The organism is Serratia sp. CoH_122_TC_1 (genome assembly GCF_058191755.1).
Map to the genome: position 1 here is coordinate 180063 of NZ_JBXWLA010000001.1, position 24061 is coordinate 204123.

Annotated in this window: 25 protein-coding genes and 1 other annotated feature; of the genes, 15 read left to right on the forward strand and 10 right to left on the reverse strand. The window is 54.1% G+C overall.

Annotated elements, in window-relative coordinates; all coding sequences use genetic code 11:
* Nucleotides 1-23 precede the first annotated feature (23 nt).
* On the reverse strand, nt 24-293 hold the full coding sequence (locus AC2FC2_RS00790) for a hypothetical protein (protein ID WP_265555246.1): 270 nt from the start codon (nt 291-293) through the stop codon (nt 24-26).
* 154 nt (nt 294-447) lie between these two features.
* Between AC2FC2_RS00790 and AC2FC2_RS00795 the strand changes: the two genes are divergently transcribed.
* Nucleotides 448-1815 (forward strand): pyridoxal-phosphate dependent enzyme, encoded by a 1368-nt coding sequence (locus AC2FC2_RS00795; protein ID WP_490658537.1) that lies wholly within the window; start codon nt 448-450, stop codon nt 1813-1815.
* Nucleotides 1816-1828: 13 nt separating this feature from the next.
* A complete protein-coding gene (locus tag AC2FC2_RS00800) occupies nt 1829-2974 on the forward strand; it encodes a trans-sulfuration enzyme family protein (protein ID WP_490658538.1) in 1146 nt (381 codons plus the stop codon).
* Between the two features lie 85 nt (nt 2975-3059).
* Here AC2FC2_RS00800 and AC2FC2_RS00805 read toward each other — a convergent pair whose 3' ends face one another.
* The gene (locus AC2FC2_RS00805) at nt 3060-4082 is read right to left on the reverse strand and encodes an isopenicillin N synthase family dioxygenase (RefSeq protein ID WP_209632497.1); all 1023 of its coding nucleotides are present in this window, start codon (nt 4080-4082) and stop codon (nt 3060-3062) included.
* A 290-nt stretch (nt 4083-4372) separates the two neighbouring features.
* On the opposite strand from AC2FC2_RS00805, the gene AC2FC2_RS00810 reads away from it, so the two are divergent.
* Together AC2FC2_RS00810 and AC2FC2_RS00815 are read left to right on the forward strand one after the other, a co-directional pair.
* Nucleotides 4373-5029: an HAD family hydrolase gene (locus AC2FC2_RS00810; RefSeq protein WP_209632496.1), complete on the forward strand. Its 657-nt coding sequence runs from the start codon at nt 4373-4375 to the stop codon at nt 5027-5029.
* A gap of 106 nt (nt 5030-5135) precedes the next feature.
* Entirely contained in the window at nt 5136-5756 is a 621-nt protein-coding gene (locus AC2FC2_RS00815) for a glutathione S-transferase family protein (RefSeq protein WP_265555252.1), read from the forward strand.
* Nucleotides 5757-5796: 40 nt separating this feature from the next.
* Here AC2FC2_RS00815 and AC2FC2_RS00820 read toward each other — a convergent pair whose 3' ends face one another.
* Nucleotides 5797-6894, reverse strand: a complete 1098-nt coding sequence (locus AC2FC2_RS00820; RefSeq protein ID WP_490658539.1) for a PQQ-dependent sugar dehydrogenase — start codon at nt 6892-6894, stop codon at nt 5797-5799.
* A gap of 131 nt (nt 6895-7025) precedes the next feature.
* On the opposite strand from AC2FC2_RS00820, the gene AC2FC2_RS00825 reads away from it, so the two are divergent.
* Together AC2FC2_RS00825 and corA are read left to right on the forward strand one after the other, a co-directional pair.
* The gene (locus AC2FC2_RS00825) at nt 7026-7445 is read left to right on the forward strand and encodes a GNAT family N-acetyltransferase (RefSeq protein WP_209632493.1); all 420 of its coding nucleotides are present in this window, start codon (nt 7026-7028) and stop codon (nt 7443-7445) included.
* An 11-nt stretch (nt 7446-7456) separates the two neighbouring features.
* Nucleotides 7457-8437, forward strand: a complete 981-nt coding sequence (gene corA, locus AC2FC2_RS00830) for a magnesium/cobalt transporter CorA (RefSeq protein WP_209632492.1) — start codon at nt 7457-7459, stop codon at nt 8435-8437.
* 67 nt (nt 8438-8504) lie between these two features.
* On the opposite strand, the gene AC2FC2_RS00835 is transcribed toward corA, so the two are convergent.
* The 4 genes from AC2FC2_RS00835 to AC2FC2_RS00850 form a co-directional block, all read right to left on the reverse strand.
* Nucleotides 8505-10157 (reverse strand): ABC transporter permease, encoded by a 1653-nt coding sequence (locus AC2FC2_RS00835; protein WP_245209736.1) that lies wholly within the window; start codon nt 10155-10157, stop codon nt 8505-8507.
* 19 nt (nt 10158-10176) lie between these two features.
* The gene (locus AC2FC2_RS00840; RefSeq protein WP_490308760.1) at nt 10177-11109 is read right to left on the reverse strand and encodes an ABC transporter substrate-binding protein; all 933 of its coding nucleotides are present in this window, start codon (nt 11107-11109) and stop codon (nt 10177-10179) included.
* A gap of 76 nt (nt 11110-11185) precedes the next feature.
* The gene (locus AC2FC2_RS00845) at nt 11186-11875 is read right to left on the reverse strand and encodes an ABC transporter ATP-binding protein (RefSeq protein WP_490658540.1); all 690 of its coding nucleotides are present in this window, start codon (nt 11873-11875) and stop codon (nt 11186-11188) included.
* Nucleotides 11876-12151: 276 nt separating this feature from the next.
* Nucleotides 12152-12976 carry an SDR family oxidoreductase gene (locus AC2FC2_RS00850; protein ID WP_209632488.1) on the reverse strand — a complete coding sequence of 275 codons (825 nt, stop codon included), beginning with the start codon at nt 12974-12976 and terminating at the stop codon, nt 12152-12154.
* 229 nt (nt 12977-13205) lie between these two features.
* Here AC2FC2_RS00850 and hisL point away from each other — a divergent pair, with 229 nt between their 5' ends.
* The 9 genes from hisL (at nt 13206) to hisIE (ending at nt 20485) form a co-directional block, all read left to right on the forward strand.
* A complete protein-coding gene (gene hisL / locus AC2FC2_RS00855) occupies nt 13206-13253 on the forward strand; it encodes a his operon leader peptide (RefSeq protein WP_101495319.1) in 48 nt (15 codons plus the stop codon).
* Nucleotides 13229-13355, forward strand: a sequence feature (His leader region). Its footprint overlaps the gene before it by 25 nt.
* A 70-nt stretch (nt 13356-13425) precedes the next feature.
* Entirely contained in the window at nt 13426-14325 is a 900-nt protein-coding gene (gene hisG / locus AC2FC2_RS00860; RefSeq protein WP_012006049.1) for an ATP phosphoribosyltransferase, read from the forward strand.
* A gap of 4 nt (nt 14326-14329) precedes the next feature.
* Complete coding sequence (hisD, locus tag AC2FC2_RS00865) at nt 14330-15637, forward strand: histidinol dehydrogenase (protein ID WP_490658541.1); 1308 nt, start codon at nt 14330-14332, stop codon at nt 15635-15637.
* Nucleotides 15634-16722 carry a histidinol-phosphate transaminase gene (gene hisC, locus AC2FC2_RS00870; RefSeq protein WP_209632486.1) on the forward strand — a complete coding sequence of 363 codons (1089 nt, stop codon included), beginning with the start codon at nt 15634-15636 and terminating at the stop codon, nt 16720-16722. The genes hisD and hisC overlap by 4 nt, the downstream gene beginning before the upstream one ends.
* A complete protein-coding gene (hisB, locus tag AC2FC2_RS00875; protein WP_490658542.1) occupies nt 16719-17786 on the forward strand; it encodes a bifunctional histidinol-phosphatase/imidazoleglycerol-phosphate dehydratase HisB in 1068 nt (355 codons plus the stop codon). Before hisC ends, hisB begins: the two co-directional genes overlap by 4 nt.
* Nucleotides 17786-18376: an imidazole glycerol phosphate synthase subunit HisH gene (hisH, locus tag AC2FC2_RS00880; RefSeq protein WP_209632484.1), complete on the forward strand. Its 591-nt coding sequence runs from the start codon at nt 17786-17788 to the stop codon at nt 18374-18376. The genes hisB and hisH overlap by 1 nt, the downstream gene beginning before the upstream one ends.
* Nucleotides 18377-18381: 5 nt before the next feature.
* On the forward strand, nt 18382-19119 hold the full coding sequence (hisA, locus tag AC2FC2_RS00885; protein ID WP_209632483.1) for a 1-(5-phosphoribosyl)-5-[(5-phosphoribosylamino)methylideneamino]imidazole-4-carboxamide isomerase: 738 nt from the start codon (nt 18382-18384) through the stop codon (nt 19117-19119).
* Nucleotides 19101-19877 carry an imidazole glycerol phosphate synthase subunit HisF gene (gene hisF / locus AC2FC2_RS00890; protein WP_061807141.1) on the forward strand — a complete coding sequence of 259 codons (777 nt, stop codon included), beginning with the start codon at nt 19101-19103 and terminating at the stop codon, nt 19875-19877. Before hisA ends, hisF begins: the two co-directional genes overlap by 19 nt.
* Nucleotides 19871-20485 (forward strand): bifunctional phosphoribosyl-AMP cyclohydrolase/phosphoribosyl-ATP diphosphatase HisIE, encoded by a 615-nt coding sequence (gene hisIE / locus AC2FC2_RS00895; protein WP_490658543.1) that lies wholly within the window; start codon nt 19871-19873, stop codon nt 20483-20485. The genes hisF and hisIE overlap by 7 nt, the downstream gene beginning before the upstream one ends.
* Nucleotides 20486-20559: 74 nt before the next feature.
* Here the strand turns inward: hisIE and gnd are convergent, their stop codons facing one another.
* The 3 genes from gnd to AC2FC2_RS00910 form a co-directional block, all read right to left on the reverse strand.
* A complete protein-coding gene (gene gnd / locus AC2FC2_RS00900) occupies nt 20560-21966 on the reverse strand; it encodes an NADP-dependent phosphogluconate dehydrogenase (protein WP_265555267.1) in 1407 nt (468 codons plus the stop codon).
* Between the two features lie 254 nt (nt 21967-22220).
* Entirely contained in the window at nt 22221-23039 is an 819-nt protein-coding gene (locus AC2FC2_RS00905; protein WP_490658544.1) for a glycosyltransferase family 2 protein, read from the reverse strand.
* A gap of 14 nt (nt 23040-23053) precedes the next feature.
* Complete coding sequence (locus AC2FC2_RS00910; protein ID WP_490658545.1) at nt 23054-23980, reverse strand: glycosyltransferase; 927 nt, start codon at nt 23978-23980, stop codon at nt 23054-23056.
* Between the last annotated feature and the right edge of the window lie 81 nt (nt 23981-24061).

Genomic DNA, 24061 nt, shown 5'->3' on the forward strand with positions numbered 1-24061 from the left:
CCATTCAAATCATTGAAATAGCGTTAACTTTCAAACATATTCACGTTTTCAGCCAACCAGCGAGAGTAGCCCGGCACGCGTTTGCCAACCGCAAACTCCCTGCGGCCCCATGACGGGTGAACGGCGCACCAAAAATGCCCTTGCTGTGAGTTTATTAGATTCATCTTATTTTTGCAGGGTTTAGCGTGAATTTTCAGCATTTTTACATAACTGTACGCTGTTACCCGTAAATTGGATAAAAAGCCTGCTGCACGCCGTTTTTTTAAACAACCCACGGCTACACGGCTGAACATCTGCACCGCTGCACATCTATGCCTCCACACGGCCAAATTGAATTAATATATTCCAAAAATGCATATTGAGGGGTTATTTGTTCTTTTTAATACGCTTATTTGCAGCGCTATCATCCAAATAACGGCCATTAAACCGAATTATTCTGGAGATCCCATGGCAATACCCCACTCCGTCATCGACATGATCGGCAACACCCCAATGTTGGAACTGACCCAGTTCGATACCGGCCCCTGTCGGCTTTTCATCAAGCTGGAGAATCAAAATCCAGGTGGCTCAATCAAAGACCGCGTTGCCTTATCGATGATCGAACAGGCAGAACGTGATGGAAGCCTACAACCCGGCGGCACCATCATTGAAGCCACTGCGGGAAATACAGGTTTGGGGCTGGCCCTGGTGGCAGCACTGAAGGGGTATAAGCTGGTGTTGGTTGTGCCGGACAAAATGAGCCGGGAGAAGATTTTCCATCTGCGTGCACTGGGTGTGGACGTCGTGTTAACCCGCTCCGATGTAGGTAAAGGCCACCCGGCTTACTATCAGGATTATGCAAAACGTCTGGCGAGCGAGATCCCCGGGGCGTTCTATATCGATCAGTTTAATAACCCAGCCAATCCGGCTGCTCATACCCATACCACCGCACCGGAGCTTTGGCAGCAGATGGACCACCAGGTCGATGCCATCGTCGTCGGTGTCGGTTCCGGCGGCACGCTGGGTGGGCTGAGCCACTATTTCGCCGAGGTATCGCCGCAAACCGAATTTGTGTTAGCCGACCCGGCAGGTTCAATCCTGGCGGACTATCTCGATAACGGCCAGATCGGTGAGGCGGGCAGTTGGCTGGTTGAAGGCATCGGCGAAGATTTCGTCCCGCCACTCAGCGACTTCAATCAAGTACGTAACGCCTACCGTATCGGAGACGCCGAGGCATTTACTACAGCACGCGACCTGTTACGCAAAGAGGGTGTACTGGCGGGTTCATCCACCGGCACGCTGCTGGCAGCCGCATTGCGCTATTGCCAGGCGCAGACCGAACCCAAACGCGTGGTCACGTTCGTCTGCGACAGCGGTAATAAATACCTGTCTAAAATGTATAACGACCATTGGATGCTGGAACAAGGTCTGTTAAGCAAACCACAGCATGGCGATCTGCGCGACCTGATCGCCTATCGTCATGACGAAGGGGCTGCGGTATCGGTAGCCCCCGAAGACACTCTGGCGATCGTTCATGCCCGTATGCGTCTGTATGACATCTCACAGTTACCCGTGCTGGAAGGCGATCGCGTTGTGGGTCTCATCGACGAATGGGACCTGCTTAATACCGTACAGGCGGATGCCAACCACTTTAGCCTCCCCGCCACCCGCGCCATGACTCATTCCGTCAAGACGCTGCAAAAAGAAGCCAGTTATCAGGATTTACTCGCCACGTTCAATCACGGGCACGTGGCTGTGGTGCTTGATGGTGAGCGCTTCCTCGGTTTGATTACCCGCACAGACGTACTTAACGCCTGGCGCCAAAAATTACGTTAATAAGGATGATTGTATGGCCAAGTTTGATACGTTGACCGTTCATGCCGGCTACACGCCGGACGCTACCGGTGCAGTAATGCCTGCCATTTATGCCACGTCCACCTATGCCCAGCCTGCACCGGGCGAGCATACAGGTTATGAATATTCACGCAGCGCCAACCCAACGCGTACCGCATTGGAGAACGCCATTGCTGAACTGGAAGGCGGCAGCCGCGGTTATGCCTTTGCTTCTGGCCTGGCAGCCTGCTCGACGGTGTTGGAATTGCTCGATCAGGGTAGCCATTTGGTGGCGGTTGACGACTTATATGGCGGTACCTACCGCTTACTGGAGAAGGTGCGTAGCCGGACAGCCGGCCTGCGCGTCACCTATGTTTCCCCGGCGGATCTTTCCGCGTTGGAGCAGGCAATCGAACCGGATACCAAAATGATCTGGGTAGAAACGCCGACTAACCCTCTGCTGAAGCTGGCCGATCTGAGCGCCATCGCCACGATCGCTAAAAAACACGGTTTGATCAGCGTGGCGGACAACACCTTTGCCTCACCTTACATTCAGCGTCCGCTGGATCTTGGCTTTGATGTCGTCGTGCATTCCGCCACCAAATACCTCAACGGCCACTCCGATGTGGTAGCCGGGGTCGCTGCAGTGGGGAGCAATCCTGAGCTGGCCGAACAGCTCGGATTCCTGCAAAACGCGGTGGGCGGTATTCTCGATCCGTTCAGCAGTTTCCTGACGTTGCGCGGCATCCGTACGCTGGCACTGCGCATGGAGCGCCACAGCAATAGCGCCTTACGCATCGCCCAGTGGCTGGAAAGCCAGCCGCAGGTAGAAGACGTTTACTATCCGGGTCTGCCGAGCCACCCGCAGCACGCTCTGGCGACAAAGCAGATGAGCAGCTTTGGCGGCATGATTTCAGTACGGTTGAAAGGCGACGATGCCTATGCGCGCCGGGTGATCAAACGCTCACATCTGTTCACGCTGGCAGAAAGCCTGGGCGGCGTGGAAAGCCTGATCAGTCAACCATTCAGCATGACCCACGCGTCAATTCCGTTGGAACAGCGGCTGAAAACGGGCATCACCCCGCAGTTGTTGCGCCTGTCGGTAGGGATTGAAGATGCGGAAGATCTGATTGCCGATCTGAAACAGGCTCTGGCCGAGTAATCTCCGTTCCATACACGTCATAGGGGGGCGAACACCTGTTCGCCCCCCTTTAATCCGTTGGGCGCAGCATGTGGCCCACCGACCACTAGGTTACAACGTCCTGATAATAGCGCTGCGCTACATCGGGGTGAGAGCGAATTCGTCCCTTCAGGTAGTTAAACCCCACATCGCGCAATAGCGGATTATGCGGATCGCTGACCGGGCCGCGTGCCTCGGCGGCCAGATGCGCAGGCAGTTGATACAGTGGCACCACAGCGTCAAGTCGCGCCCCCAGGAAGAAAGCGATCGACAGACGATCGCTCCCCGCCGGCGGCGTTTCCACGCGATGTACCGTGGCGCGTAGATAACCATTGGTCGCCAGCTCCAACAGTTCGCCGATGTTGACCACAAAGGTGTCTTCACGCGGTTCCGCGTCCACCCAGCGCCCTTCTTCAATTTCAACCTGCAGGCCTTTCTGCCGGTCCTGCAGTAAAAAACTCAAAAAGCCAGAGTCCTTATGGGCACCGACTCCCTGCCCGCTGGTGGTGGCCTCACGCCCCGGATACCGTATCAATTTGATATGTTCATTGGGTTTGTCGCCGTAAAGCGAATCAAATGCGTGCTCCGGTAACGACAGGGCTAACGCGAAGGCGCGCAATAATCGCAGCGACATTACCGTCATCACCTGCTGCCATTGCAACAGTAACGGCTTCAGTTCAGGCAAGGCTTCAGGCCATTGATTCGGCCCTTGTAAACGCGCCCAACGCGGCGTTTCATACGCCAATTCCAGCGCAGGACGCTCCGCACCGATGTCGAACTGTTCGCGCCAATCCGGTTGCCCCCGCGTCAGTTCGTCCGCAGCGCGGTTATAGCCGCGAAAGTGCGGCGAACGCACCATCTGAACCGCCAATTTGTCGGCGTCCGGCAAGGCAAAAAACTGCCTGGCACGCTGTTGCAGCTGCACATTTAGCGCGCTATCAATGCCATGCCCACGCAGATAAAAAAAACCTACGTCGCGTGCCGCAACACGCAGATTGTCAAGAAATGCCTGCCGCTGACGCGCATCACCGTCAAGCTGCGAAAGATCCAGCAGCGGCAGCGTCTTCAGCGTCAGTGGTGGTCGTATCATTATCTTGTTCCTCATCGTTCCCGACAAAGATCGGGCCGGTATAAAGGCGAATTATCAGCATCTTTAACTCCTGGATGGCCAGTGCATTACCCTATAGTTACCACCCGGCCAAAGATGCGAGCCAATATTGTTGCGTTCTAAGTTATGCAAACGTTCAACAAAGTGTCGCAAAACCGTCATCAATGTTTCTTATGCTCTGCGCAATTTCATTGTCGCCACTGGCTGGCGGCCAACGGTATCCGCTATTCTGTATACACCTCTTTCCCTCCCTGCCTGCCGGAGAAATACTGATGGATTTAGCCTTATTCGACCTGGACGAAACCCTGATTGATGATGACAGCGCCAGCCTGTGGATCCGCTGGCTGGTCGCCGAGGGGTTTGCGCCGGCAGAACTGGAACAGCAGGAACAGCAGCTCATGCAGCTCTATTACCAGGGAAAACTGTCCATGGAGGACTACATGCAAGCCACCCTGGCACCACTGACCGGCCTGAGTACCCAAACGGTAGCCGGTTGGGTACAGCGTTATATCCGTCGCGATATTCTGCCGCGCGTCTACCCAGCAGCCCGTGAACGGATGTTGTGGCACCGTGAACGCGGTGACTGCATTCTGGTCATTTCCGCCACCGGTGAACATCTGGTGGCACCGATTGCCGCACAGCTCGGTGCTGATGGCGCACTGGCGATTGGTGTCGAAGTGCAAGACGACCGCTTCACCGGCAACACCTACGGCACCATGACTTACCAACAGGGCAAAGTGACCCGTTTGAAACAGTGGCTGGCAGAACACCCGGAATTGATCTTTGAGCACAGCCACGGTTACAGCGACTCACTTAACGACAAAGCCATGTTGCAATATGTCGACAGTGCTACGGTGATCAACCCGGACAGTGAGCTCAACGCACTGGCGCTGGAGCATGGCTGGGAAGTTTGTCGCTGGGAGCGCTGAATGTGTCGACCACGCTGGCAAAAAATGCCTTCTGGTGTGACAAACGCTGAATTGTGGCGTACGAATAACTACTTAGGTTGATTAACCCACGTAAAAGAGGCGTTCTATGCTGACCATTTGGGGTCGTGAAAATTCAAATAACGTCAGGAAAGTGCTGTGGTGCGCCGCAGAGCTGGAGCTGAATTACAGCCATATCAATGCCGGCGGCGCATTCGGTAAGGTAAACGATGAACTCTACCGTTCATTGAACCCGAATGGCCTGGTGCCGCTGCTGCAGGACGATGACTTCGTGCTGTGGGAATCCAACACCATCGTTCGCTATCTGGCAGCGAAGTTTGGCAATGAACCTTTTTACCCGCAGGATCTGCAAGCGCGCGCCAGTGCAGAAAAATGGATGGACTGGACCACAGCCACCATTGTCAGCCACTTTAGCGTTGTGTTCTGGGGAATGGTTCGCACCAAGGCGGAACTGCGTGACATGGCGAAGATAGAAGCGGCAATCGCCACATTGGAAAAGCATTTCGACATTGTGGAAGAAACCCTTGGCCGCCAGCCTTACCTTTCGGGTGAGTCCTTCGGCATCGGCGACATCCCGCTGGGTAGCTTTGCTTACGCCTGGTTCTCCATGCCGATTAAGCGACAACCTCGTCCAAACATGGAGCGCTGGTATCAGCAACTCACAGAACGCCCGGCCTATCAGCGCGGTGTCATGAGCGAGTTAACCTGAGTTCCCCCCGCCCTGCAACTGCAGGGCGCCATCATTACGCCTACAGCCCGACCCGCAACAACTTGCCGTCGCTCGAATCGGTTAGCAGGTAAAGGTCGCCGTCAGGCCCAACCCGCACCTCACGAATGCGCTCGCCGCGATCCTCCAGCAACCTTTCTTCAGCGATCACGTTGTCCCCCTGTAGCGTCAGCCTGATCAGGGCTTTCTGAGCCAGCGCACCCATGAACAGCGAATGCTGCCAGGCAGGGAAACGAGGCGAATCGTAGAATGCCATGCCGCTGATGCCCGGCGACACCCGCCAGTAATGCAAGGGCTGTTCAGTACCCGCGATCTTCTGTCCTTTAGCCTCTGGAATAGCCAACCCAGAGTAATTGATGCCATAGGTGGCTATCGGCCAGCCGTAGTTTTTCCCCGCCTGCGGAATATTGATCTCATCGCCACCCCGTGGGCCGTGTTCACTCTCCCACATCACCCCGCTCCATGGATTCAACGCCAGCCCCTGCGGATTACGGTGGCCATAGGACCAGATTTCCGGCCGTTTGCCCACCTGACCAACAAACGGATTATCTGGCGGTACAGCCCCGTCGGCAGTTAACCGCACCACCTTGCCCTGTAGCTTGTCCAAATCCTGTGCCGTCGGCCGCTGATTATTCTCACCCAACGCAATAAACAGATAGCCCTGGCGATCAAATGCCAACTTGCCGCCAAAGTGATTACCGATCGACAATTTAGGTTGCTGGCGGAAAATCACCGTGAAGTTCTCCAATCGTTGGCGATCGATGCTTAACTGCCCATAACCCACCGCGGTCCCTGCCTTACCGTCTTCACCCACTTCGGCAAAGCTGAGGTAGATTCGTCTGCTATCGGCAAAATCAGGCGCTAACAGCACTTCCAGCAGCCCACCCTGGCCTTCGGCATACACCTGAGGCACACCGGTAATTGGCGCGGACAAACCTTTATCCTGTTGCCACAGCCGCAGGCGGCCCGGTCGTTCTGTGATTAACATGCCCTGCTCACCGGGCAAAAATGCCAGCGACCAAGGGTGCTCCAATTTATCCTGTAATGGCGTGACCTTCAGCGCAGCATGCAGCAAACCGCTGAATAACAGCAGTGCCATCATCGTCGTGACTCTCCGCATGGCATCCTCCTGGATAGAAACGGGTCCATTCAGTGTAGTCCAGCAGACCACTTGCAACGTTTGTTTTAATTTTCAATATGTTGTCTTTTAGCCAGACTGTGCTTAAGTTAACGGGTAAATAAGGAGGATGTATGCACATTACCGTAACCGATTCACTCAGCGAAGAAGTCCTCGACGCCATCAGACAGGGGCTACGCGCCCACAATAGCCCGTACATTGATCCCACTCAGCGCAAGCCGCTTGCTGTCTACAGCCAAGATGAGGCCGGCCAGGTTATCGCCGGCGTGACGGCGGAAACGTGGGGTAACTGGTTAAGCGTTGACTGGTTGTGGGTGGCGGATTCGCAACGGGGTAGCGGGTTGGGCCGTAAAGTTCTGTTGGCGGCGGAGCAAGAAGCGCTTGCACGTGGCTGTCGTTATGTCCGTTTAGATACGTTCAGTTTCCAGGCGCGCCCTTTCTACGAGAAGCTCGGCTATCAACTGCGGATGACGCTGCAAAATTACCCGACAGAGCATGAATGCTACTTTCTTACCAAAACATTGACTGAATAACAGGTGACCTGATGGAAACCACAACCATGGTTGTGAACTGCGTGGCATACAAAGCCGGTAAACGGCTAGGTGAAGTGACCATTGACGACATCAGTGAGGTAGTGAAACAACCGGATACCTTTGTCTGGCTCGGCTTATGGCAGCCGGAAGACGCCTTCATGCGCAAGGTGCAGGAAGAGTTTGGGCTGCATGACCTGGCTATTGAGGATGCGTTGTGCGCCCACCAGCGCCCGAAACTTGAAACCTACGGTGATTCATTGTTTATCGTGGTTAAAACCGCACAGTGGGGTAAAGACGAAGTCGAGTACGGTGAAACACACTTTTTCGTGGGCAAGAATTTCCTGATCACGGTACGCCATGGTGCATCCCCCAGCTACGCGCCAATTCGTGCCAAGGCTGAAGAAAACCATAAACAAATGTGCCGCGGGCCGGGTTTTGCATTGTACTCAGTGATGGACTTTGTGGTGGATAACTACCGCAGCGTCGTGGCAAGGTTCGAGGCAAATATCGAAGCCATCGAAGCCAACATGTTCAAGTCAGAGTTTGACGAGGCTGCCATTGAGAACGTTTATACGCTGAGGCGACACCTGCTGGCCCTGCGCAATGCGGCAATGCCAATGGAGGAGATCTGCAACCAGCTTATTCGCCTGCATGAAGAGGTGATCCCGAAAGAACTGCGCGCCTATGTGCGTGACGTACAGGACCACGCGCGCCAGGTTGTCAGTAACATCGACGACATGCGCGAAATGCTGACCAACGCGATGCACGTCAATCTGGCCCTCGTCACCGTGAAACAGAACGAAGTCGTGAAACGGCTCGCCGGCTGGGGGGCAATTCTGGCAATCCCAACGGTAATATTCAGTTTGTATGGGATGAACTTCGCCAATATGCCGGAACTGAAGTTCCCCTGGGCCTATCACACGATTCTCGGGGTGACCGCCGTCGGCTGCTTCTTCCTGTATCAGAAGCTGAAAAAATCCGGCTGGCTCTAGCCAATAACGGGGCTGTTGTACACAGCCCCGCTTTCACAGCGTCATCGGGTCAGTTCACCACCGCCGGTCAGCCGCTATGCCGTTGATGCAGCCTCATGGCCAGCAACATCACCGTTAAGCTCAGCACCACCGCGACACTCGCCATCGCCATACCATCCCCTACCGAGCCTTGTTCAAATTGACGCCAAACAAAAACAGACACTGTCTGTACGCCAGCCGGAGACAGCAGCAACGAGGTCACCAACTCCCGCACCGAGACGGCAAACACCAACATCGCTGCCGCCAACAGGCTGGGAAACACCAAAGGTAACATGACCCATCGCAACGCTTGCAGCGGCGAAGCGCCATGCACACGAGCCGCGGCCTCAACGTTGCCACCAATCTGACGCAGTGCCGCACTGGCATAGCGCACCGGATAAGGCAACAGCACACAGCTGTAAGCAAGCAGCAAGATGCCCCAAGTGTTATAAGGTGACAACGGCCAAAAACTGCGATTCCAGGCCAGAATCAACCCCACTCCAACAACGATACCTGGCAATGCCGCCGGCAATAATGACAGTACATCAATCAGCACGGCGCCGCGTACGCGTTTGCCGACCACCAACCATGCGGCCAGAAAACCGACAACCCCGGTCAGCAATGCCGCCCCTAACGCCAGTGACAAGCTGGTACTTAACGCTGAAAAGGCATCGTTGTCCGGCTCAAACAATGGGGTGAAATGCCCTAGCGTAAGGTTGCTCCACGATACCCCACCAGAAAGCGTGGCGGAAAAAGCCGTAACCAACATTGACGCCAACGGTAACCCCACCGCCAGTAATGCCACTATGCTAAACAACATGACAACCGACCAACGCCAGCGTCCGAGCGATCGTACCGATATCGTGATCGGTTTTCCCGTGGTGGTTTCTACTTGCATCGACCCAGCAATGGCGCGTTGTAACCAAAACGCGCTCAATGCTAACCCGACCAAAATCAACGATAATATTGCCGCACCCGTCAGGTCGATAGGCCAATCAGCCAGACGTTGTTCGATACCCGACGTCAGCACCAGGACACCCGCTCGCGCGCCCAATGCTGCCGGTACGCCGTATTCCTCTATCGCTAACGTAAAGGCCAGCAGCACGCTGGCCGCAATAGCCGGAGCAGCCAGTGGCAAGCTAATACGCCAAAATGCACGCCACGGCCCGGCACCATGCACACGCGCGACTTCCGCCAGCCTGGTTCCCGCTGCCGCCATGCTGCGGGAAACGGCAAAATACACCACCGGGAAGATATTCAGCGACATCACCAGGATCACCCCCGGGAGTGAGAACAACAGTCCACTTAAGCGTATTGGCAGTAATTGCTCCAGATAACCACTGGGTTGCAATGCCAACATCCATGACAACGCCGCAATGTAAGGCGGGAGCAAAAAAGGGATCAGAAACAGCAGATCCCACAATCGCGCATAGGGCAATGCAAACAGCCCCCGCAGCGCGCCAAGCAGTATACCCAGTGCAGCGCTGACCAAGGCTACGCCTCCGCCAACACACAGCGTGTCGCTCAGTTGCCTGAACAACGTCGAGTCCGCCAATAACGCGGGAAAAGCACTGAAAGGCTTCGCCAACGATCCCTGCGCTAATGCTGGAAATACGGCTTGCAACAGCACAAATAACATTGGCATGGCGACCAACAACAACAAAACGACCACCGTGGTGCCAGGCAGCAGCGCACGCTTCATCATTCCACCTGCACGCAATTTATCGTTGCCCAAAAAGCGTGGCGAAACGATCGAGCACGGCTGAACGTGAGCCCGCTGGAGTGTCCCCTTGTGGTAACAACGTGAGTGTTTTAAACAGCGGACGTTTGGCATCAATATCTTGTCGTGCAGGCATTAACCACGCATCCGCTACCGCCCGTTGCCCCTCCGGAGACAGAACATAGTCGATAAACGCCCGCGCCTGATCGGCATGTTGAGTCGACTTCAGGATCATCATCGGTCTTGGCGCAATAACCGTACCGCTCGATGGGAAGATAACTTTGATCGCTTCACCTTCCGCCATGCTGTTATAAGAGACGTAGTCCACCGCACCGAACACTGCCGCTTTAGCACCCTGTAATACCGGTGTCAGCGCTTGCGCATTCGGCCCAGCAATGATGGCACCGTTGGATTTCAAGCTTTCAAACAGTTGCCAGGCCTGTTCGCCTTGGGCGTGTTGCAACCCCAACAGCAGATCAAGGGAAGCACCAGAAAGCGCAGGATCGGGCGTAGTGACCTTGTCTTTAAACGCTGGCTGCGCCAGATCGCGCCAGTCTTTCGGCTCCGGCGTACCACTGTTACTGTTCCAGACAATCCCCAGGGCCGAGATCCCCTGCGCCACGTAGGACGGCGTTTTAAACTGCGCCGGAACTTCCGCTGCATTAGGGCTCTGATAATCCAATAACCACCCCCGTTGTTGCAGATCCGTCGCGGTATCCCAGGAGGCAGAAATCAGTACATCCGCCCGCGGATTCGCCTGTTCGGCTTCTAGGCGCGCCATCACCTTTCCTGTGGTGGCCTGGAAAATATCAACCTTGACCCCACTTTGCTTTTCATAACCGGTAGCCAGTTTCTTGGCCAACGATCCGGGTCCTGCGGTATATAGCGTCAACGCTTGTGCGCTGTTGCTCATCATGGCGAAGGACAATGCCATAGCTAGGGCGACTCCTGTGTTTGCAATACGGCCTGAAATACGTTGTTGAAAGAACATGTTATTTATCCTTAAGCCATTAGAGGGAGGTAATTTCAGCAATGCGCCCGTCAGCCATATGCACCACGCGATTCGCCAACACCGCCGCTTCATTGCGATCGTGAGTGACGTACACCGCGGTGGTGCGCAGCTGGCGTAGAAGAGAGGCCATTTCATGGGACAAAGATTCACGCAGGTCGCGATCCAGATTTGAAAGCGGCTCGTCAAACAGCAGTACCTTCGGTTCTGCGACAATTGCCCGCGCCAGCGCGACACGCTGCTGCTGCCCCCCTGATAATTCGGCTGGGCGTCGATCGGCCAAATCCACTAAACCGACGCGATCCAGTGCGGCCAGCACCCGTTGCTGACACTGCGACCGTTCAATAGCACGCATTTTCAGGGGGAATGCCACATTCTGCATCACGCTCATATGCGGCCACAGGGCGTAATCCTGGAACACCATGCCCAAATTGCGTTGTTCCGGTGGCAGGTTGTAGCGCGCGTCGGCCACCTTCTGCTCACCAAACGAAATGCTGCCCTGTTCCGGCTGCAACAATCCGGCTAACAGCTTTAGTAAGGTGCTTTTTCCACAGCCGGAAGGCCCTAATAGCGCCAGCGTGTACCCGGCGGGAATGGTCAAATCGATTTGTTGCAGGATCGGTTGGCCCGCTATGCGATAACACAACCCTGATGTGGTAATGGATACCGGCCCGCGTGCGTCATTGCTCATGACAACCGCCGCAATGCTCGGGCCGCAGAGAACAACGTGGCTGGATAAATAACGTAGATAGCGGACCCCAAACTTCAGTTTGAGAGAGATACCGGCATGGGGCAACCGCCCGCGCCATTGGCAGGAAATGCATTAATAACATGGGTCATCCTCTTTGGGACTTTATATCGGAAAAGCGATTGTAGGCAGGAGGTAAGACGATTGAGTTACAGTATGAAGACGCTCAGATGACAACATAAAAAAATGCCCCGCGATCGGCAGGGCATGTTCAAACGATTAATTTAGCGGCATACGCGCAGGGTCGGGATATTGATACTCAAATCCAAGTTCATTGCTGATGCGGCTACCGTCGACCAATCGCCCGTCTTGCTCAGCTTCGGCGGCGAACTGCGGCGGCGTCAGGTGTAACTGTTCAGCCAATGCCGGGTAAAACTCGCGTTTTGTCGGGTGGCCCGGCGCACATAAGTTATACACGTGGCCACCCTTCGGTAATTTCAGTAACAGTTGGATGGCAGCGATCACATCGTCCTGATGCACCAGATTGACCCCTTGTGAGCCCCCCTTGACATCGACTTTGCCGGCGAGAAAACGCCCTGGATGGCGATCAACCCCCACCAACCCCGCCAGACGCAAAATATCCACTGAGGTATTGGGTAATTCATGCAGCCAGCGCTCCAACTCAGCCAACACTTGCCCCGACGGTGACACCGGTTTCAGCGGAGAATCCTCACGTACCGTACCCGTGGTTTCACCGTACACCGAGGTTGAACTGGTAAACAGGATGCGTGGCACACCGAATGCCATTGCGCTGTCCACCAGCATGCGCACCGCATTAAAGTAGTTCTCGCTGCCTTCAACCGTGCGGCGGGCTGGCAACGTTATCACCAGCGCGTCAACGCGCAGCAGCGGCTCCAAATCGTCCGGTTCGCAAATCAGCTCTGGCGTCATTTCCAACTGATAGCATTCAATGCCGCTCATCCGCGCGGCTTCAACGCCGTCTGGCGTCGTTTTACTGCCAACAACGTCAAAACCACGGCTCATCAGCGACAAGGCCAACGGCATCCCCAGCCAGCCCAAACCAATAATGGCGACCTTTTTCATTATCTTCCTCTCTTGAAGATTGCAGCGCTTTGCCCGTTAAGGCTACGCCACTCCGTAGGGTGATACAATCTACTCTGCTTAAGCTTAGGTAAAGTCGCGTCTGGCTAATAACTCAACCTGTTTCAATAAATTAAATTTATGACGATAAAAAAGGGTTGCGCGACAGACAGCGGATAGTTTAGGTTAATTAGTAATTGAGTTTGTAGCGACTTTATACAGAGAAAACACCATGACACGCATTCAGTTCAGCCACCATCATCACCATCACCCTGACTAGTCTTTCAGGCGATGAGTGCTGGAAGACGGTTTTTTAATCTTCCAGTGGCGCGCAGAATGCAAGAGAGAGCCCTCGGAAGATTTCTTCCGAGGGTTTTTTTTTGGCTCCGGACAGACAGAAAAAATAATTTTTAAAATAAATTCATAAATTTACAGATTAAACAGAGGTTACCATGCTGGACAAAACACGTTTACGGATAGCAATGCAGAAATCGGGCCGCCTGAGTGATGAATCCCAGGAGTTGCTGGCGCGCTGTGGCATCAAAATTAACCTGCAGCAACAGCGTCTGATTGCCTTCGCGGAGAATATGCCGATTGATATCCTGCGCGTACGTGACGACGACATCCCGGGCCTGGTGATGGACGGCGTGGTTGATCTGGGCATTATTGGTGAGAACGTGCTGGAAGAAGAGCTGCTCACTCGCCGCGCCCAGGGTGAAGACCCGCGCTATTTCACTCTGCGTCGCCTGGACTTCGGGGGTTGCCGCCTGTCGCTGGCTACCTCACTCGACAGTGAATACACCGGCCCACAGAGCCTGCAAGATGCTCGTATCGCCACCTCTTACCCGCACTTGTTGAAACAGTACCTCGACAAGCAAGGCGTGCGTTTCAAGTCCTGCCTGTTGAACGGTTCAGTCGAGGTCGCACCGCGTGCTGGCTTGGCCGATGCGATCTGTGACCTGGTTTCCACAGGGGCTACGCTGGAAGCCAACGGCCTGCGTGAAGTTGAAGTCATCTATCGCTCGAAAGCCTGCCTGATTCAACGCGACGGCGAAATGCCCGAAGCCAAACAGCAATTGATCGACCGCCTGATGACCCGTATTCAGGGTGTGATTCAGGCGCGCGAATCCAAGTACATCATGTTGCACGCCCCGAGCGAGCGTCTGGACGAAATCGTCGCGCTGCTGCCGGGTGCCGAACGTCCTACCATCCTGCCACTGGCCGGTGCGCAAAACCGCGTCGCAATGCACATGGTGAGCAGTGAAACTCTGTTCTGGGAAACCATGGAAAAACTGAAAGCGCTCGGTGCCAGTTCGATTCTGGTGTTACCTATTGAGAAGATGATGGAGTAACGCCATGCCGAACTTCAATACTCTGGTCAAATGGGCAGACTGCAGCGCCGAACAGCGCACAGCGCTGTTGATGCGCCCGGCGATGTCCGCCTCGGACAGCATCACCCGCACGGTGAGCGACATTCTCGACAACGTGAAGGCCAATGGCGATCAGGCGCTGCGTGAATACAGCGCCAAATTTGATAAAACAGAAGTCGGTGCGTTACGCGTCACTGCCGAGCAGATCGCCGCAGCAAGCGCGCGTCTGGGGGACGAGATCAAGCAGGCAATGGCAATAGCCGTTGCCAACGTGGAAACCTTCCACAATGCGCAAAAGCTGCCGTCGGTTGATGTAGAAACCCAGCCAGGTGTGCGTTGCCAGCAGGTAACCCGCCCGATCGATTCGGTTGGTCTGTATATTCCCGGCGGCTCTGCCCCGCTGTTTTCTACCGTCTTGATGCTGGCGACACCGGCACGCATCGCCGGCTGTCGTCGCGTGGTGTTATGTTCTCCACCACCGATTGCCGATGAAATTTTGTATGCCGCACAACTTTGCGGCGTGACGGAGGTGTTTCAGGTCGGTGGTGCACAGGCAATTGCTGCCATGGCATTCGGCACCGATTCGGTGCCGCGTGTGGCGAAAATCTTTGGCCCGGGCAATGCTTTTGTCACCGAGGCCAAGCGCCAAATCAGCCAACGTCTGGACGGGGCGGCCATCGATATGCCAGCCGGCCCTTCTGAAGTGCTGGTGATCGCCGATGCTGGTGCGACCCCGGCATTCGTCGCCTCTGATCTGCTGTCACAAGCGGAACACGGCCCGGACTCACAGGTGATCCTGTTAACACCCGATGCCGCAATGGCGCAGGCCGTGGCTGAAGCGGTAGAACAACAACTGGCGCTATTGCCGCGGGCTGAAACAGCACGGCAAGCGCTGGCCAGCAGCCGATTGATCGTCGCTAAAGATTTGGCCGAATGCGTGACAATCAGCAATCAATATGGCCCGGAACACCTGATTATTCAGACTCGCAACGCCCGCGCCCTGGTCGACAGCATCACCAGCGCCGGTTCGGTGTTTCTCGGTGACTGGTCACCGGAGTCTGCCGGTGATTATGCGTCCGGCACTAACCACGTATTGCCGACCTATGGTTACACCGCCACCTGTTCGAGCTTGGGCTTGGCGGATTTCCAGAAGCGCATGACGGTGCAGGAGCTTACGCCGCAGGGCTTCATGAATCTGGCAGCCACCATTGAAACGCTGGCCGCCGCCGAACAGTTGATTGCCCACAAAAACGCCGTAACCCTGCGCGTTGCCGCGCTGAAGGAGCAAGCATGAGCATTGAAAATCTGGCACGCGCCAACGTTCGCGAGCTGATCCCGTATCAATCAGCCCGCCGCTTGGGGGGGAACGGCGACGTGTGGTTGAACGCCAACGAATACCCGATCGCCCCGGAATTTCAACTGACCGCGCAGACCTTCAACCGCTACCCGGAGTGTCAACCGGCGCGGGTAATCGAGCGCTACGCCGATTACGCCGGGGTTAAAAAGGAACAGGTGCTGGTCAGCCGCGGCGCCGATGAAGGCATTGAACTGTTGATCCGCGCATTTTGCGAGCCGGGTAAAGACGCCATCCTGTTCTGCCCACCGACCTACGGGATGTATGCCGTCAGCGCTGAAACCTTTGGCGTGGAGCGTCGCACTGTGGCGGCCAAGCAGGATTGGCAACTGGATTTGCCCGCCATCGCCGACAGCCTGGACAACGTTAAACTGATTTACGTCTGCAGCCCTAATAACCCGACCGGCAACCTGATCGACCCGAACGATTTGCGCACTCTGTTGGAAATGGCCAAAGGCAAGGCAATCGTCGCGGTTGACGAAGCCTATATCGAATTCTGCCCGCAGGCCAGTGTGGCTGGCTGGCTGAGCGACTACCCGCACCTGGCTATTCTGCGTACCTTATCCAAAGCCTTTGCGTTGGCCGGTTTACGCTGTGGTTTTACCTTGGGTAATGAAGATCTGATCGCCCTGCTGCTGAAGGTGATCGCCCCTTACCCGCTGTCTACCCCGGTCGCAGATATCGCTGCGCAAGCGCTCAGCACCGAAGGCATCCGCGTGATGCGTCAACGGGTTACAGAGATCGCCGCAAATCGCAGTGTGCTACAGCAGGCGCTGCAAAACTGCGCCTGCGTCGAGCAGGTTTTCACCAGCGACAGTAATTACCTGCTGGTACGTTTCACCGCTTCAAGTAATGTGTTTAAAACCTTGTGGGATCAGGGCATTATCTTAAGAGACCAAAATAAACAGCCCGGGTTATCCGGCTGCCTGCGTATTACGATAGGCACCCGTGATGAATGCCAACGCGTGGTTGACGCGCTGTCTGCCCTGCCCGGCGCCAACAAGACTCGCCAGGAGCCAATGTGAGCCAAAAAATCCTCTTTATTGACCGTGACGGTACGTTGATTGCCGAACCACCAGAAGACTTCCAGGTTGATCGTCTGGATAAGCTTGCGCTGGAGCCGGACGTGATCCCTTCACTGCTGGCTTTGCAGCAGGCCGGTTATCAGCTGGTGATGATCACCAATCAGGATGGGCTCGGCACCGCCAGCTTCCCGCAGGAAACCTTCGACCCGCCGCACAACCTGATGATGCAGATCCTCAGTTCGCAAGGAATTCACTTTGACGATATTTTGATTTGCCCGCATCTCCCTGCGGATAATTGCGACTGCCGCAAGCCGAAAACCGCGCTAGTGAAGGGCTACCTCGAGCCTGGCGTGATGGAAACGGCCCATTGCTATGTGATCGGCGATCGGCCAACCGACGTGCAGTTGGCCGAAAACATGGGTATTCAGGGATTGCGTTATCAACGTGAAACGCTGGGTTGGAAGGAGATCGTTCGCCAGTTGACCCAGCGTGATCGTCACGCGCGAGTTAACCGTGTAACGAAAGAAACCCAAATAGACGTCAACGTCTGGCTGGATCGTGAAGGTAGCAGCAAGATCAAAACGGGCGTCGGCTTCTTCGACCACATGCTGGATCAGATAGCCACCCACGGCGGTTTCCGCATGGATATCGATGTGAAAGGCGATCTGTATATTGACGACCACCACACGGTAGAGGATACCGGGCTGGCACTCGGCGAAGCATTAAACAAAGCGCTGGGCGACAAACGCGGTATCGCACGCTTCGGCTTTGTATTGCCGATGGATGAATGTCTGGCGCGCTGCGCACTGGATATCTCCGGGCGTCCGCACCTGGAATATAAGGCCGAGTTCAACTACCAGCGTGTTGGCGATCTCAGCACCGAAATGGTCGAGCATTTCTTCCGCTCATTGTCCTACACCATGGGTTGCACGCTGCACCTGAAAACCAAAGGCAAAAACGACCATCATCGCGTCGAAAGCCTGTTCAAAGTGTTTGGTCGTACGCTGCGCCAGGCAATCCGCGTAGAGGGCAACACCCTCCCGAGCTCGAAAGGAGTGCTGTGATGAACGTGGTGATTTTGGACACCGGCTGCGCCAACCTGTCTTCGGTCACCTACGCGGTGCAGCGGTTGGGTTACCAGCCAGAGGTGAGCCGTGACCCGGAGATCGTATTGCGTGCCGACAAGCTTTTTCTACCCGGCGTCGGCACCGCGCAGGCCGCCATGGATCAGTTGAAACAGCGCGAGTTGATTGAACTGATTAAGGCCTGTACCCAGCCGGTGTTAGGCATTTGCCTCGGTATGCAGTTGCTGGCAAAAAGCAGCGAAGAGAACGGTGGCATCAATACGCTGGGCATTATCGATACCCCGGTGGTACAGATGACCGACTTCGGCCTGCCGCTGCCGCACATGGGCTGGAACCAGGTTTCTGCTCAGGCAGGCCATCATCTGTTCCGCGGCATCGAAGACGGTGCTTACTTCTACTTCGTTCACAGCTATGCGATGCCGATATGCCCAAGCACCATCGCCCAGGCGAACTACGGCGAGCCCTTCACCGCCGCCGTGCAAAAAGACAATTTCTTCGGCGTGCAGTTTCATCCAGAGCGATCTGGCGCGGCCGGTGCGCAACTGTTGAAAAACTTTCTGGAGATGTAGGCAGCATGATTATTCCGGCTTTGGACTTGATCGACGGCAACGTGGTGCGTTTGCATCAGGGCGATTACGGCCAGCAACGCGACTATGGCAACGATCCGCTGCTGCGTTTGCAGGACTACCAACAACAAGGTGCGCAGGTATTGCATTTGGTCGATCTGACCGGTGCCAAAGATCCTACTGCACGCCAGATCCCTCTGCTGCGCAAACTGCTGGCAGGCGTTAATGTGCCGGTGCAAGTTGGCGGCGGCATTCGTAATGAACAAGACGTTTCTGCTTTATTGGAGGCCGGTGCCTCTCGCGTAGTGATCGGCTCTACCGCGGTAAAACAACCGCAATTGGTGCAAGGCTGGTTTGAACGTTACGGCGCTGATGCCATGGTGCTTGCGCTGGATGTACGCATCGATGCCGACGGCACCAAACGCGTCGCCATCAGTGGCTGGCAAGAAAACTCTGATGCCACGCTGGAACAGGTGGTTGAACAATTCCTGCCTTATGGCCTGAAGCATGTACTGTGCACCGATATTTCCCGTGACGGTACACTGGCCGGCTCCAACGTCGCACTGTACCAGGAAATCAGCCAGCGCTATCCGCAGATCGCCTTCCAGGCGTCCGGCGGCATCGGCAATCTGGACGACATTGCCCAGCTACGTGGCAGTGGCGTTGAGGGTGTGATTGTAGGGCGTGCCCTACTGGAAGGTAAGTTTAGCGTTGAGGAGGCTATCGCATGCTGGCAAAACGGATAATCCCCTGCCTGGATGTTAAAGACGGGCAAGTCGTAAAAGGCGTGCAGTTCCGCAACCACGAAATCATCGGTGACATCGTACCGCTGGCGCAGCGCTATGCGCAAGAAGGCGCAGATGAACTGGTGTTTTACGACATTACCGCGTCCTCCGACGGCCGGGTTGTGGATAAAAGCTGGGTATCACGGGTAGCAGAAGTGATCGATATCCCGTTCTGCGTCGCGGGTGGCATCAAAAGTCCGGAAGATGCTAGTCAGATCCTCTCTTTCGGCGCCGACAAGATTTCTATCAACTCTCCGGCGTTGGCTGACCCGACATTGATTAGCCGTCTGGCGGATCGTTTTGGCGTGCAATGCATTGTTGTGGGTATTGATACCTGGTTTGACAGCGAAACCGGCAAGTATCACGTCAACCAGTACACTGGCGATGAAAGCCGTACCCGCGTCACCCAGTGGGAAACCCTGGATTGGGTTAAAGAAGTGCAAAAACGCGGTGCCGGCGAAATTGTACTGAATATGATGAATCAGGATGGCGTGCGCAACGGTTACGATTTGGAACAGCTGCGACAGGTACGGGAAGTCTGTAAGGTGCCGTTGATCGCCTCCGGCGGCGCAGGCACCATGGAGCACTTCCTGGAAGCGTTTCGTGATGCGGACGTTGATGGCGCACTGGCTGCGTCAGTATTCCACAAACAAATCATTAATATTGGCGACCTGAAAAGGTTCCTGGTCGAACAAGGCGTGGAGATTCGCGTGTGTTAACAGAACAACAGAGAAACCAGCTGGACTGGGAAAAAACCGACAACCTGATGCCCGCTATCGTGCAGCACGCGGTCTCCGGCGAAGTGTTGATGCTCGGTTATATGAACCAGGAAGCCCTGAGCACGACGGAGCAAAGCGGCAAAGTCACTTTCTTCTCTCGCACCAAACAACGGCTGTGGACTAAAGGGGAAAGTTCCGGGCACTTCCTCAATGTGGTCAGTATCACCCCGGACTGTGACAACGATACGCTGCTGATTTTGGTGAACCCAATCGGCCCAACCTGCCACCTGGGTAACACCAGTTGTTTCTACCCAGCCAACAGCGATTGGGGTTTCCTCTATCAGTTGGAACAACTCTTGGCTGAACGCAAGACCGCCAGCCCAGACAGCTCTTACACGGCAAGTCTGTACGCCAGCGGCACCAAACGCATCGCGCAGAAAGTGGGCGAAGAAGGTGTGGAAACCGCGCTGGCCGCCACGGTAAACGATCGTGAAGAGTTGACCAACGAAGCTTCTGATCTGATTTATCACCTGTTGGTGCTGTTGCAGGATCAGGATTTGGAATTGAGCAAAGTGATTGGCCGGCTGCGCGAGCGGCACCAAAAGTAACCCTGTTTTGCAGGCAATAAAAAAGCCGCCGGGCGTTAACCTCGGCGGCTTTTTTTATGCTTCAAACGTCGGGATTATTCCATCCACTCGGTATGGAACACGCCTTCTTTATCAATACGTTTGTAAGTGTGAGCACCGAAGTAGTCACGCTGCGCCTGGATCAGGTTAGCTGGCAGTACTGCTGAACGGTAGCTGTCGTAGTACGCAATAGCCGCAGAGAAGGTCGGCGTAGGAATACCGTTTTGTACTGCGTAGGACACCACGTCACGCAGTGCCTGCTGGTATTCATCAGCGATCTGCTTGAAGTACGGCGCCAACAACAGGTTAGCAATATCCGCATCCTGTGCGTAAGCGTCGGTAATCTTCTGCAGGAACTGGGCACGGATGATACAACCTGCTCGGAAGATCTTGGCAATGTCGCCGTAGTGCAGGTCCCAGTTGTTTTCTTTGGAAGCGGCTTTCAGCTGTGAGAAGCCCTGTGCATAAGAAACGATTTTGCCCAGATACAGTGCGCGGCGTACTTTCTCGATGAATTCAGCTTTGTCGCCACTGACTGGCGTCGCTTTAGGACCCGTCAGCACTTTAGACGCAGCAACGCGCTGGTCTTTCAGTGAGGACAGGTAACGCGCGAATACCGATTCAGTGATCAGTGACAGCGGCTCGCCCAGATCCAGAGAGCTCTGGCTGGTCCATTTGCCGGTGCCTTTGTTGGCGGCTTCGTCCAGAATCACATCAACCAGGTATTTACCTTCTTCATCTTTCTTGGTGAAGATATCTTTGGTGATGTCGATCAGGTAGCTGTTCAGTTCACCTTCGTTCCACTCGGCGAAGGTCTCAGCCAACTGCTCATTGCTCAGGTTCAGCGCCTGTTTCAACAGCGAGTATGCTTCAGCAATCAGCTGCATGTCACCGTATTCGATACCGTTGTGTACCATCTTCACATAGTGACCGGCACCATCAGCACCGATATAGGTCACGCAAGGCTCGCCTTCCGCTACCGCGGCGATTTTCTTCAGGATTGGCGCCACCAGCTCGTAAGCTTCTTTCTGGCCGCCAGGCATGATTGAAGGCCCTTTCAGTGCACCCTCTTCCCCCCCGGACACGCCAGTACCGATGAAGTTGAAGCCCTGATCAGACAGTTCGCGGTTACGACGGATGGTGTCTTGATAATAGGTATTACCACCATCGATCAGAATGTCGCCTTTATCCAGGTGTGGCGTCAGGGAAGCAATGGTCTTGTCTGTCGCTTCACCCGCTTTCACCATCAGCAAAATGCGGCGTGGCTTTTCCAGAGATTCTACAAACTCTTCGACGGTGTAATGCGGCACCAGGTTTTTACCTGGATTCTCAGCAATAACTTCATCAGTTTTATCGCCTGAACGGTTAAAGATCGAAACGGTGTAACCACGGCTTTCGATGTTCAGTGCCAGATTGCGGCCCATTACCGCCATGCCGACAACGCCGATTTGTTGCTTGGACATTGAGAAACTCCTGTCTGAAATATATACCAGTCTTGAAAAATCAATAATCCACTGAAATTAAATGGGTTATTGACTGTTCAATGCTGTACTGTTGAACGAGGGCATTGTACATGAGTATATCAAAGCATGTACCTATCATAGCCATAACATTCTTCAAACATGCAGTGGTCGGAAGAGTCTGCATGCCGCCTCCCACTACATTACCGGTAACATTGAAAAAGAGAAGCGCTAAGAAGTGCTTTTCTCTTCCTATTTCAGATTTTCTTTATCAGGGGTAGGTTATCCAGGCAACGTTTGTTTAAGCTGTCGCGTTGACGATCGCAAAACCAGCCCCACTTGCTGAAATAACGAACAGCAGACACCATGTGATAACAGAGGAAACGGAGATTGGTATAAGAACGACGCTGTGATTCATGCACAACCAAGGCTCCTGGAAAGTAGGAAACAGGATAGCTAGCGAGGCAAACTCGACGCGACAAATCGACATCTTCTAGATAGAGGAAGAAACGGGTGTCAAATCCCTTAATTTCATGCAACGCCTGTTGGCTGATGAGCATAAAACAGCCAGACAATGATGGCGCAAAGAAAGGTTTGCTGTAATCTGCCTGACGTAATTCGTAGTTATTGTTAACTGTCTGTGAAAAAGAGGATAGGAAACGACGAATTAACAGTTGGTAAGGTGATGGCAACAGTTTTGTACCGTGCTGAAGACTACCGTCCGGGTAAACAACTTTAGGTATTGATAACCCAACGCCTTCATTAAGGCTGAATTGGTAAAGTTTATCCACCTCGCCCTTGGCGAAAGAAATATCGGGGTTGCAAATCAGTATAAACGGCGCAATGCTGGCATAACGTGTAAAAACAGCATTATGACCGGCACCAAATCCCTCATTTACAGGCAGTCGGATCACTTCCAACTTTTCATGGCTGAAAGTCTCAAGCCACTGGCAAAAGCTGCCATTGTCGACAATCACCACTTTAGACACACTATCCTCAGCAAACAGTGAGGAGAGTGTCTGCTTAATATCCTGATATTCATGCTTAAATAGCACGAGGGAAGCTACAATTTTCACAAATAACACCAAATTTAAATTTTATTAAGCAGGACATAAGTCAGCGTGGTAAGACTGCCGATCCACTGTTGATGATATATGCCCGATCGCCGCATCAAACGCAGCCGATTCAATACGCTATTATCACGAATCGCACTGAATGTTGCGAGCGATTGCTTGGCTTCAGGAGTAAGATTTTCTGAGACGCAGGCTAAAACTTGGCGATTCTGATCATTCCACTGGGCGGTGCGTCCGCCATGAGCTGCGATAAAGTTTTGCAAACGCCGTAATGGCGACATACCATTGCCAATAACATTATTGTTATGCTGACGGTACAACACAGTAGGTTGTCTATCATAAAATACCGTACCGCCGCAGCCGGTGACGATCTGGTATAAGGACCAATCATGCACCACCATCGGGGCCCCCTCCGCTTTGCTTAGCAGCTCCCGTGCACGATGGTTGAAAACCATGGTGTTTCCACTGGCAATATTTTGCAGTAAAGCATTGCCAAAGCCTGGTGTCTTATTGTAGTCAGGAGAAAGACCACTAATACTCCCAGCGCTGTCGATTAGTTTAGTACGCGAACAGTAAAGAGCCGGGATATCTTCATCAATAGTTTGTAACCAACTAACAGCACGACTCAACTTATCGTCATCCCAAACATCATCTTGGTCCGAAAAAGCATAGTAGTCTGCCTGAATTAAATTATTGGTGACCAGTGACATAAAATTAGCAACAAATCCCTTTTGTGGGCCTTTGCATACTCTCCCCTTCCGCCCATTATTTTCTATGAATTTTTTAGCGATTGAAGGGGTTGAATCAGTTGAACCATCATCCGAAATGTAAACGGACCAGTTTTTATATGTCTGGTCAACAAAGGAGTCTAGTTGTTGCTGAAAAAAAGACTCACCATTCCTGCTTCCTAGAAGGATAGCTATCGAGCTTTCTTTTTTAGGCATATTTCACCGTTATTCGACTTCACATCTTTCAATCATTATTTACCTACATCACCTTATTATCAATAGCACAGGTATCGAAAT